Origin of the sequence: Streptomyces sp. NPDC059373 (genome assembly GCF_042751495.1) — a bacterium.
In the GTDB taxonomy this organism is placed as follows: domain Bacteria; phylum Actinomycetota; class Actinomycetes; order Streptomycetales; family Streptomycetaceae; genus Actinacidiphila.
In genome coordinates, this window is sequence record NZ_JBHYXC010000031.1 from 68,391 (window position 1) to 79,230 (window position 10,840).

The window sequence follows — 10,840 nt, forward strand, 5'->3', positions numbered from 1 at the left end:
GGAGTCGCATGTCCGAACGTCACACCGGTCGTTGTGCAGGTCCCATTCGCGATCTTCGAAGGAGAACGCAATGAACCGCTTTGTGAAGGCTGTGGCGCTGACCGCCGTCACCGGTGCCGCCGTCCTGGGCACCGCCGGTGGCGCCCTCGCCCACGACCACGACCGGCACCATGGCGGCGCCTCCGCCCGCGCCGTGGCCATCGGCTCCCCCGGTGTCCTGAGCGGCAACGTCATCCAGGTGCCGATCAACATTCCGATCAACGTGTGCGGCAACACCGTGAACGTGGTCGCGCTGCTCAACCCCACGCACGGCAACGTCTGCATCAACGGATGAACCGACACCCCTGAGAAGGGGGCGCGGCGTATTGCCCCGAGGGGCGTCCGGGAATATCTCCGGGCGCCCCTCGGGCATTTCGCCAAGCGGGTGATGTGATAAGCGCGCGGTGCGCGTGTCGGGCTATTCCATCTGATTACCGGGTGATCCTGGGAGCGGACGTATGTCCCGACAGCGCCACCCGAACGAAGGAGAACGATGGAATCCGTCTACGACGTGATGGTCCGTCAGCTCACCGAATACTTCGGCGTTCCACAGGAGCAGATCAGCCCGGACGCGACCTTCGAGGAGATGGAAGTCGACTCCCTCGCGCAGGTCGAACTCGCCACAATGCTGGAGGACACCCTCGGCGTGGCCCTTCCGCAAGGCCGCACGGACTTGACGCTCGGCGAGGCGGCGGCGTTCCTGGAGCGGGCGGCGGGCGGCGAGGCCGCCCGTTCGGCCCTGATGGGGGCCGCCAAGTGAGGGCACGGGTCACGGACATCGCCGTCACCGGGATCGGCCTGGTCACTCCCGCCGGGATCGGCCTCGAGCCGTCCTGGGAAGGGCTGTGCAAGGGCGAGGGGCTGGCCACCACCGACGAGGCGCTGGCCGGGCTGCCGGTCGACTTCTCCTGCGCCGTCCCCGGGTTCGACGGCGGGGCGCTGCTGGGCAGAAGACTGACCTGGCGGATCGACAAGTTCATCCAGCTCGCCATGGTCGCCGCCCGTGAGGCGGTCGCCGACGCCCGGCTGGACACGGCCACCTGGGACGGCCCCCGGGTGGCCGTCGTGCTCGGTGTGGCGAGCAACGGCGGCGACCGCTGGCCCATCGAGTACGGCAACCTGGGCAACGGCCGCGTCGAGTCCATCTCCCCCGCCACGCTGCCCCGTTCGCTGCCCAACATGGTGGCCGGCGAGGTCTCCGCGGACCTCCAGGCGGTGGGGCCCTGCCTGACCACCTCGACGGCCTGCGCCTCGGGCGCCACCGCCATCGGCACCGCGCGTGACCTGCTGCGGGCCGGGGCCTGCGACATCGCGATCACCGGCGGCACCGACTGCGCCCGGGTCGAGATGGGCTCCGCCGCCTTCTACCGCATGCGGGCCCTGTCGATGCGCGGCCACGACCCGGCCGGCGCCTCGCGGCCGTTCGACGCGGACCGCGACGGCTTCGTGCTGAGCGAGGGCGCGGGCGTCCTGGTCATGGAGCGCCCCGAGTACGCCCGGGCGCGCGGCGCCCGGATCCGCGGCTACGTGTCCGGGTACGGCGCCTCCAGCGACGGCTACCACCACACCCGGCCCGACCCCACCGGTGACGGCGCCCGGCGCGCCACGCTGGCGGCGCTGGCCGACGCGGGCGCCGAGCCGTACGACGTGCACCACGTCAACGCGCACGGCACGTCGACCCCGCTCAACGACCGCAGCGAGGCGACCATGCTGGCCTCGGTGTTCGGGACCCGTACGCCACCTCCCGTGACCTCGGTCAAGGGAGCCATCGGCCACACACTGGGGGCCGCGGGCGCCATCGACGCGGCGATCACCGTGCTGTCCCTGGAGCGCCAGCTGATCGTGCCGACCGCCAATCTCGACCGGCTGGACGACGGCATGGATCTGGACGTCGTCACGAAGGTGCCCCGCGCGCACCGCATGCAGGGCGCGCTGAGCAACTCCTTCGGCTTCGGCGGGCAGAACGCCGTGCTGTTCTTCCGTGCCGCCTGACGCCGCGTGACCCGCAACCCGCGGCTCGTGCTGCTGTTCGCCGTCGTGCTGACCGCCCTGCTCGGGGCGGTCGGCACGGGCACGCACGACCGGCTGGCCAACGGCGGCTACACGGCCTCCGGCACCGAATCTGCGCGCGCCAACCAGCTCCTGGCCGCCCGCTTCGGTGCCGGAAACCCCGATCTGGTCCTGCTGGTACGAGCGCGCGGCGGCGTCGACTCCCCCGCAGCGCGCGAGCAGGGCCGCCGCCTGGCCGCCCGCGTCGCCGGCGCGCCCGGGGTGGCGGCCGTGCACGCGTACTGGCCCGCCAGGACCCCGGGGCTGCGCTCGAAGGACGGCCACGAGGCCCTGATCACGGCGGATCTGTCCGGCGAGGACAAGGACGCCGCGCGGACCGCGAAGACCCTGGTGCCCGGACTCACCGGCAGCCGTGGGGTGCTCACCGTGTCCGCGACCGGGCCCGCCTGGGTGAGCGTCGAGGCGGGGCGGATCAGCGAGCAGGACCTGGTGAAGGCCGAACTCTTCGCGGCGCCGATCACCCTGCTCATCCTGGTGGTCGCACTGCGCTCGCTGCTCGCCGCCCTGCTGCCGCTGGCGATCGGCGCGGTGTCCGTGGTCGGCACGCTGGCCCTGCTGCGGCTGCTGACCTACGCGATGCCGGTCTCGGTCTTCGCGATGAACCTCACCAGCGCCCTCGGCTTCGGGCTCGCGGTGGACTACGGCCTCTTCCTCGTGACCCGCTACCGCGAGGAACTGCGGGCCGGGGCCACCCCGGAGGACGCCGTGACCCGCACCGCGCGCACCGCCGGACGGACGGTGGCCGTGTCGGCCTGCACGGTGGCCCTGTCGATGTCGGCGCTGCTGGTGCTGCCGCTGCCCTTCCTGCGGTCCATGGCCTGCGCCGGCATCGCGGTGGCGCTGCTCGCGGCGGCCGCCGCCACGGTGATCGTCCCGGCGCTGCTGGCGGTCGTCGGCCCCCGCATCGGCCGTTCCGGGCGCCCGGACAGCCCGTTGTGGCGAGCCGTGGCCCGGGCGGTGACCCGGCGGCCGGTCTACTACGGGGCCGGGTGCGCGCTGGCTCTCGTACTGCTGGCGACGCCGTTCGGGCACGTACGGTTCGGGCTGACGGACGAGCGGGCACTGCCGGCGAGCGCCTCGGCCCACACGACGGCGCGGGAGATCCGCGAGCACTTCGAGGATCCTGCGGAGCAGCAGCTGACGGTGGTGCTGCCCAAGGCGAAGGGGCCCGGCGTGAGTGCGTACGCGCGCCGGGTGTTCTGGCTGGACGGGGCGAGAGGGGTCGTCAGGACCGATGTGCCGGGGCGCGGAACACTGCTGACCGTGACGGGCCCCGGGGATCCGCAGTCACCGGCCGCCCAGCGGCTGGTGCGTGACCTGCGGGCCCTTCCGGCGCCCGGGGAGCGGCTGGTGGCCGGGCGTGCCGCGCTGCTGGCCGACACGCGGGCGGCGGTGGCGGACCGGCTCCCGGTGGCGGCGGGCATCGTGCTCGTCACGACCTGGGTGATGCTCTTCCTGCTCACCGGAAGTCTGCTGCTGCCGTTCAAGGCGCTGGTCGTGGGGGCGCTCAGCCTCACCGCGAGCTTCGGGCTGATGGTGTACGTCTTCCAGGACGGCCATCTGCGTGGCCTGGTGGGCGACTTCGCGGTGACCGGGACGCTGGATCTGACGATGCCGCTGCTGATGTTCGCCATCGCCTTCGGGCTCGCGATCGACTACGAGATCTTTCTGCTGTCCCGGGTACGGGAGCGCTACGCCCTCGGCGACGACAACCGCGAGGCCGTGGTGGAGGGCGTGGCCCGCACCGGGCGCCTGGTGACCACGGCGGCGCTGGCCGTCGCCGTGGTCACGGGCGCGCTGGCGACCTCGGGGATCACCGTGCTCAAGCTGCTGGGCACCGGGCTCGCCGTCGCCGTACTGGTGGACGCGACGCTGGTGCGCGGCATCCTGGTGCCCGCCTTCATGACCGTGGCGGGCCGGGCCAACTGGTGGGCGCCCGCGCCCCTGGCCCGGCTCCACGCACGGTTCGGCCTTCAGGAGGAGGCCGGCGGGCCCGCCGTCATCTCCCCGGCGACGGCCGCCGCGAAGGAGTCGACGTCCTCCTCGGTGGTGTCGAACGAGCACATCCAGCGGACCTCGCCGCTGGCCTCGTCCCAGAAGTAGAAGCGGTAGCTCTTCTGCAACCGCTCGCTGACCTCGCGCGGCAGGATCGCGAAGACCGCGTTGGCCTGGACGGGCCGTACGACGGTGACGCCCTCGATGCCGCGTACGGCCGCCGCCAGGCGCTGGGCCATGGCGTTGGCGTGCCCCGCGCTGCGCAGCCAGAGGTCGCCGGCGAGCAGCGCCTCGAACTGCACCGATACGAAGCGCATCTTGGAGGCGAGCTGCATGGACAGCTTGCGCAGGTGCTTCATGGCGCGCACCCGGTCCGGATTGAGGACGACGACGCACTCGCCGAACAGCAGGCCGTTCTTGGTGCCGCCGAAGGACAGGATGTCCACGCCCGCGTCGGTGGTGAACTCCGCCAGCGGCACACCGAGGGTGGCGGCGGCGTTGGCGATCCGCGAGCCGTCGAGGTGGACGGTGAGTCCGCGCTCGTGGGCGTGGTCGCAGATCGCCCTGATCTCCTCGGGCGTGTAGCAGGTGCCGAGTTCGGTGGTCTGGGTGATCGATACGACCTGCGGCTGGGCGCGGTGCTCGTCGTCGAAGCCCCAGGCCTCGCGGTCGATCAGCTCCGGGGTGAGCTTGCCGTCCGGGGTGGGGACGGTGAGCAGCTTGAGGCCGCCGACCCGCTCGGGCGCGCCGCATTCGTCGACGTTGATATGGGCGGAGGCGGCGCAGATGACCGCGCCCCATCGTTCGGTGACCGCCTGCAGGCCGACGACGTTGGCGCCGGTGCCGTTGAAGACGGGGAAGGCCTCGGCCCGGGGGCCGAAGTGGCGGCGGAAGACCTCCTGGAGGTGAGCGGTGTACTCGTCCTCGCCGTAGGCGACCTGGTGGCCTCCGTTGGCGAGGGCTACCGCGGCCAGGATCTCGGGGTGGACGCCCGCGTAGTTGTCGCTGGCGAAGCCGCGGACGTCCGGGTCGTGATGCCGCACGGCATCGGTTACGGGTGCGGGGTGAGCCACAGGCGCTTTCCGTTCACTGCTTGGGCGGGACGCGTCCACACGTCGGCGATGGCGTCGGCCAGGTCGGTCACATCGGTGAAGCCGGCGAACTTGGCGTTGGGCCGCTGTTTGCGCATCTCGTCGTGCACCAGGGCCTTGATGATCAGGACGGCGGCGGCCGCGGTGGGGTGCTCCGGGTCGCCGAGCTTGCGGAAGGAGTCGCCGAGGGCGAGCGTCCAGGCCTCGGCGGCGGCCTTGGCGGCGGCGTACGCGGCGTTGCCGGCGGTCGGCTGGGTGGCGCCGGAGGCGCTGATGAGGACGTACCGCCCGTGGGGGCTGCGCAGCAGTCCGTCGTGGAAGGCCAGCGAGGTGTGCTGGACGGTGCGGATCAGCAGCTTCTCCAGGAAGTCCCAGTCCGCGAGGTCGGTCTCGGGGAAGGAGGCCGAGCCGCGCCAGCCGCCGACCAGGTGGACCATGCCGTCGACGCGGCCGAGGTCCTTCTCGATCCGGGCGGCCCATTCACGGGTGCCGTTCAGGTCCAGCAGGTCGACGACGTCGCCGGTGATGGCTCCGCCGCCGGCGTCGTAGCGGGCCAGGTCCACGGCCTCGGCGAGCCGGTCGGGGCTGGCGTCGCCGGCCACGACGTGGGCGCCGGTCCGGGCGAGCCGCTGCAGGGTGGCGCGTCCGGCGGGGCCGCCGGCGCCGGCCACCACGATCACGGCGCCTTCGAGCGGGCGCGAACCCGGGTCGGTTTCGGTCATCTTCTCCACCGCCTCCTTCACGCTGCCGCCTGCCGCCTGTCACCGGCGGTGATCCCCTTGGTGGCGGCGATCACGTCGCGCAGCTTCTTGGCCAGGGCCTCGTAGAACATACTGAGCGGAAACTCGTCCGGCAGCACGTCGTCCACGAGTTTGCGCGGCGGCTGGTTCAGGTCCAGGGCGTCCGGGCCCTTGGCCCATACGGAGCCGGGGTGCGGGGAGAGATAGCTCGCGACCAGGTCGTAGGCGGCGAACCAGTGCACCAGCTTGGGGCGGTCGATGCCGTCCCGGTAGAGGGTCTCGATGTCGGCGCACAGCTGGTTGGTCACCTGCGGGGCGCGCTGCCAGTCGATGTGCAGCTTGTTGTCCGTCCAGCGTACGGCGTCGTGCTTGTGCAGGTACGCGAAGAGCAGCTGGCCGCCGAGGCCGTCGTAGTTGCGGACCCGGTCGCCGGTGACCGGGAAGCGGAAGAGCCGGTCGAAGAGGATCGCGTACTGGACGTAGCGGCCCATGGGGTGGTCCTCGGCCTCCAGCTTCACGGCCTCCTTGAAGGTGGTGAGGTCACAGCGCAGCTCCTCCAGTCCGTACATCCAGAACGGCTGGCGCTGCTTGATCATGAAGGGGTCGAAGGGCAGGTCGCCGTGGCTGTGGGTGCGGTCGTGGATCATGTCCCACAGCACGAAGGTCTGCTGGGTGAGCTCCTGGTCCTCCAGGAGGGCGGCGGCGTCCTGCGGCAGCCGCACGCCCAGGGTGTCCACGGCGGCCTGGGTGACCTTGCGGAAGCGGGCGGCCTCGCGGTCGCAGAAGATGCCGCCCCAGGTGAAGCGCTCGGGGGCCTCGCGGACGGCGACGGTCTCGGGGAACAGGACGGCGGAGTTGGTGTCGTAGCCCGGGGTGAAGTCCTGGAAGGTGATCGGCACGAAGAGCGGGTTGTCGTACCGGGTCCGCTCCAGCTCGGACAGCCAGTCCGGCCAGACGACGCTCAGCGCGACCGCTTCGAGGTTGCGGTCCGGGTTGCCGTTCTGCGTGTACATCGGGAAGACCACGAGGTGCTCCAGGCCGTCCCGGCGGTCAGCGGCGGGCTGGAAGGCCAGCAGCGAGTCCAGGAAGTCCGGCACGCCGAAGCCGCCGTCGGCCCACTTGCGCAGGTCCTTCACCAGGGCCTGGTGGTAGTCCGCGTCGTGCGGGAGCCCGGGGGCCAGCTCCTCGACCGCGCCGATGACCCGGCCGAGGGTGCGCTCGGCATCGTCGCGGGAGGGGGCTGCGTCGGCGGCGAAGTCGATCGAGCCGTCCTTGCTCTGCCAGGGGCGGATCGCCTCCACGGCTTGCTTGAGCACCGCCCATGACGGGTGACTGACGATCGGCGACGACAGGATTTCCGTCACGGCCCCTCCTACACAGAAGAAATTGTTGCGAGACCACCGTAACCGTGGCCTGTTCTCCCGTACAAGTGGACGATCTCCACATTCACGTGGCGTTCGACTCCAGGCCGCCTGCCCGCACTAGGCTGGCGGCAGTCCGTCATGATCCATCTGCACCACCGGAGGCGGGAAGCCTTGAGCTTTCTCACAGTCGGCCATCGCGGTGTCATGGGCGTCGAGCCCGAGAACACCCTGCGCTCCTTCGTCCGCGCCGAGCGCGAGGGCCTGGACCAGATCGAGCTGGACCTGCATCTGAGCAAGGACGGCGCGCTCGTCGTCATGCACGACCAGAAGGTCGACCGGACCACCGACGGCCGGGGCGCCATCGCCGACATGACCCTGGACGAGCTGCGCGAGCTCGACGCGGGTCTCGGCGAGCGGGTGCCGGTCTTCGAGGAGGTCGTGGACGCGGTCGGCAAGCCGATCCAGGCCGAGATCAAGGACGTGGCCGCCGCCCGGGTGCTGGCCGGCGTCCTGCGCGAGCGCGGCCTGCTGGACCGGGTCGACGTCCTGTCCTTCCACGACGAGGCGCTGCGCGAGATCCGCGAGTGCCTGCCCGGCGTACGCACCGTGCTGGTCGCCGAGGGCCCGATGGGCTCGGAGATCGTGACCCGGGCGCAGGCGGTCGGCGCCCGGCTGGTCAGCCTGAGCCTGCGGCGGATCAGCCTCGCCCTGGTCCAGGAGTGCCACCGCGCGGGCATCTCCGTCATCGCCTGGACCGTCAACACCCCGGCCGACCTCGCCCTGGTCCGCGCGCTCGGGCTGGACGGCGCGGTCACCGACCTGCCCGACATCAAGCGGGCGGTGGAGTCCGGGAACTGACAGTCCGGCGCAACACGCCCGTCACAATGTCCGGCATGTGGAATCACACCCATGTGACCTGGACATTCTCCCCCACCGGGTGCCAACCTCCCGCCATGCGCCCTGCCATCGCCTTCCCGGCCGTCCCGCGTCTCGCCTTCATAGCCGCGGGTCCCGTACTCGTCCTCCTGGCCGCCGCGTGCGCCCCGCAGGCCGACAGCAGCAGCTCTTCCTCGGCGTCCTCGTCATGCTCGCCCTCCGGCCTCAGCACCCAGACCAAGGGCAAGCTGACGATCGGCACGGACGACCCGGCGTACGAGCCGTGGTTCTCCGACGACAAGCCGTCCAACGGCAAGGGCTACGAGTCGGCGGTCGCGTACGCGGTCGCCAAGCAACTCGGCTACAGCAAGAGCGCGGTCGTCTGGCAGAAGGTGGCCTTCAACAAGGCCATCGCGCCCGGCGTGAAGACCTTCGACATCGACATCAACCAGGTCTCCATCACCGGCGACCGCAAGAACGCCGTGGACTTCTCCTCGGGCTACTACGACGTGCGCCAGGCGGTCATCGCCCTGAAGGGCTCCAAGGCGGCCAAAGCCACCAGCATCGCGGACCTGAAGAAGCTCAAGCTCGGTGCACAGGTGGGCACCACGAGCCTCGACGTCATCAACAACGTCATCAAGCCGACCCAGCAGGCCGCCGCCTACCAGAAGAACGACTACGCCAAGTCCGCCCTGAAGAACGGTCAGGTGGACGCCATCGTCACCGACCTGCCGACCGCCTTCTACATCACCGCCGCCGAGGTCACCGACGGAAAGATCGTCGGCCAGTTCTCCACCACCCAGGGCCGGCAGGAGCAGTTCGGCCTCGTCCTCGACAAGGGCAGCTCGCTGACCTCCTGCGTCAGCAAGGCGGTGACCGCCCTGCGCGGCGACGGCACACTCGGCAAGCTCGAGAAGCAATGGCTGTCGGACGCGGTCGACGCCCCGGTCCTCAAGTGACGGTGCCGGATCTGTCCGACGAGGACATGTACAAGCCGTCGGCGCGGCGGATCGAGCGGGAGCGCCACAAGCGCACCCGCGCCCGCCGCGCGACGGCCATCGCCACGATCAGCACCGTCGTCACCGCGGCGGTGCTCTATCTGGTCGTCACCGGCTCGCCGGGCTGGCCGGCCACCAAGAAGGCCTTCTTCAGCGCGCACTACGCCCGCATGGCCTTCCCCAAGGTCATCGACGGGCTCTGGCTGAACATCCGGCTCATGGTGATCTGCGGCGCGATCATCCTGGTGCTGGGGATGCTGATCGCCATCACCCGCACCCTGCGCGGCCCGGTGTTCTTCCCGCTGCGCGCGCTGGCGACCGCCTACGTCGACTTCTTCCGCGGCCTGCCCCTGATCATCTGCCTGCTCATGGTGGTCTTCGGGGTCCCCGCCCTGCGCCTGCAGGGCGTCACCGTCAACCCCGTCATCCTGGGCGGCACGGCGCTGGTGCTGACCTACTCGGCGTACGTCGCCGAGGTGTTCCGGGCCGGTATCGAGACCGTCCACCCGAGCCAGCGGGCGGCGGCGCGGTCGCTGGGACTGAGCGGGCCGCAGACGATGCGGTTCGTCGTCCTGCCGCAGGCCGTACGGCGTGTCGTACCGCCGCTGCTCAACGACCTGGTGTCGCTGCAGAAGGACACCGGCCTGGTCTCCATCGGAGGCGCCGTCGACGCGGTGCACGCAGCGGACATCATCGTCGGCAAGTACTTCAACTACACCCCGTACGTCGTCGCGGGCCTGGTCTTCGTCGCGCTGACGATCCCGATGACGCGGTTCACCGACTGGGTGACGGCCCGCATGTACCGCCGCCAGTCGCAGGGAGGCACCGTATGACCGCCGACACGCCGCCGGTGCTGCGGCTGGAGTCCGTACGCAAGACCTTCGGCGACACGGTGGTGCTGCGGGACGTGGACCTGGCCGTGCCCGCGCACACCGTGACCGTGCTGATCGGGGCCTCCGGTTCGGGCAAGTCGACACTGCTGCGCTGCGCGAACCTCCTGGAGGAGATCGACGACGGCTCGATCTTCCTGGACGGCGACGAGATCACCGACCCCCGGGTGGATCCGGACACCGTGCGCCGGCGGATCGGCGTGGTCTTCCAGGCGTACAACCTCTTCCCGCACATGACGGTGCTGGACAACATCACGCTCGCGCCCCGCCGGGTCCACAAGGCCGCCCGCAGGGAAGCCGAGGAGCGGGCCCGCGAGCTGCTGGCACGGCTGGGGCTCAAGGACAAGGCGGGCGAGTACCCGGACCGGCTCAGCGGCGGGCAGCAGCAGCGGGTCGCGATCGTACGGGCGCTCGCCGGGCAACCCAAGCTGCTGCTGCTCGACGAGATCACCGCGGCGCTGGACCCGGAACTGGTCGGCGAGGTGCTGAACGTGGTGCGGGACCTCAAGCAACAGGGCATGACCATGGTCATCGCCACCCATGAGATGGGCTTCGCCCGCGAGGTGGCCGACCAGGTGTGCTTCCTGGACGGCGGGGTGGTGCTGGAACGCGGCACGCCCAAGCAGGTCTTCGGGGCACCGCAGCAGGAACGGACCCAGCAGTTCCTGCGGCGGATCATCGAGGCCGGACGACTGTAGGGATAGGGCCTGTCTTGTGGATCTCCGTGGGAGAAGGAGCGGGGTCTGGCGCCTGTGATCGCAAGGCGGAGGAAGGAAG

At 70.9% G+C, this 10,840-nt stretch carries 10 protein-coding genes and 1 pseudogene; 8 read left to right on the top strand and 3 right to left on the bottom strand.

What is annotated here, in order from left to right; translation table 11 throughout:
• Positions 1 to 70 precede the first annotated feature (70 nt).
• The 4 genes and pseudogenes from ACFXJ5_RS31015 to ACFXJ5_RS31030 form a co-directional block, all read left to right on the top strand.
• Positions 71 to 334 (top strand): chaplin, encoded by a 264-nt coding sequence (locus ACFXJ5_RS31015; protein ID WP_384638327.1) that lies wholly within the window; start codon positions 71 to 73, stop codon positions 332 to 334.
• A 198-nt stretch (positions 335 to 532) separates the two neighbouring features.
• On the top strand, positions 533 to 799 hold the full coding sequence (locus ACFXJ5_RS31020; protein WP_384638330.1) for an acyl carrier protein: 267 nt from the start codon (positions 533 to 535) through the stop codon (positions 797 to 799).
• Entirely contained in the window at positions 796 to 2,031 is a 1,236-nt protein-coding gene (locus tag ACFXJ5_RS31025) for a beta-ketoacyl-[acyl-carrier-protein] synthase family protein (RefSeq protein ID WP_384638333.1), read from the top strand. Before ACFXJ5_RS31020 ends, ACFXJ5_RS31025 begins: the two co-directional genes overlap by 4 nt.
• Before the next feature lie 45 nt (positions 2,032 to 2,076).
• Positions 2,077 to 4,035 (top strand): annotated as a pseudogene (locus ACFXJ5_RS31030) (MMPL family transporter); the annotation flags it as partial.
• Positions 4,036 to 4,082: 47 nt separating this feature from the next.
• On the opposite strand, the gene ACFXJ5_RS31035 reads toward ACFXJ5_RS31030, so the two are convergent.
• Genes ACFXJ5_RS31035 through ACFXJ5_RS31045 form a run of 3 tightly spaced genes read right to left on the bottom strand, consistent with a single transcriptional unit; the run spans position 4,083 to position 7,299 of the window.
• The gene (locus tag ACFXJ5_RS31035; protein WP_384638335.1) at positions 4,083 to 5,177 is read right to left on the bottom strand and encodes a threonine aldolase family protein; all 1,095 of its coding nucleotides are present in this window, start codon (positions 5,175 to 5,177) and stop codon (positions 4,083 to 4,085) included.
• Positions 5,156 to 5,917: an SDR family NAD(P)-dependent oxidoreductase gene (locus ACFXJ5_RS31040; RefSeq protein WP_384638338.1), complete on the bottom strand. Its 762-nt coding sequence runs from the start codon at positions 5,915 to 5,917 to the stop codon at positions 5,156 to 5,158. Before ACFXJ5_RS31040 ends, ACFXJ5_RS31035 begins: the two co-directional genes overlap by 22 nt.
• A gap of 17 nt (positions 5,918 to 5,934) precedes the next feature.
• Complete coding sequence (locus tag ACFXJ5_RS31045; RefSeq protein WP_384638341.1) at positions 5,935 to 7,299, bottom strand: DUF6421 family protein; 1,365 nt, start codon at positions 7,297 to 7,299, stop codon at positions 5,935 to 5,937.
• A gap of 171 nt (positions 7,300 to 7,470) precedes the next feature.
• Here ACFXJ5_RS31045 and ACFXJ5_RS31050 point away from each other — a divergent pair, with 171 nt between their 5' ends.
• From ACFXJ5_RS31050 to ACFXJ5_RS31065, 4 genes are all read left to right on the top strand, one after another.
• Positions 7,471 to 8,157: a glycerophosphodiester phosphodiesterase gene (locus ACFXJ5_RS31050; RefSeq protein WP_384638344.1), complete on the top strand. Its 687-nt coding sequence runs from the start codon at positions 7,471 to 7,473 to the stop codon at positions 8,155 to 8,157.
• A gap of 95 nt (positions 8,158 to 8,252) precedes the next feature.
• Positions 8,253 to 9,134, top strand: a complete 882-nt coding sequence (locus ACFXJ5_RS31055) for an ABC transporter substrate-binding protein (RefSeq protein WP_384638346.1) — start codon at positions 8,253 to 8,255, stop codon at positions 9,132 to 9,134.
• Positions 9,095 to 10,006, top strand: coding sequence for an amino acid ABC transporter permease (locus ACFXJ5_RS31060; protein WP_384638349.1), 912 nt, complete (start codon positions 9,095 to 9,097; stop codon positions 10,004 to 10,006). The genes ACFXJ5_RS31055 and ACFXJ5_RS31060 overlap by 40 nt, the downstream gene beginning before the upstream one ends.
• Complete coding sequence (locus tag ACFXJ5_RS31065; protein ID WP_384638352.1) at positions 10,003 to 10,761, top strand: amino acid ABC transporter ATP-binding protein; 759 nt, start codon at positions 10,003 to 10,005, stop codon at positions 10,759 to 10,761. The genes ACFXJ5_RS31060 and ACFXJ5_RS31065 overlap by 4 nt, the downstream gene beginning before the upstream one ends.
• Positions 10,762 to 10,840 lie beyond the last annotated feature (79 nt).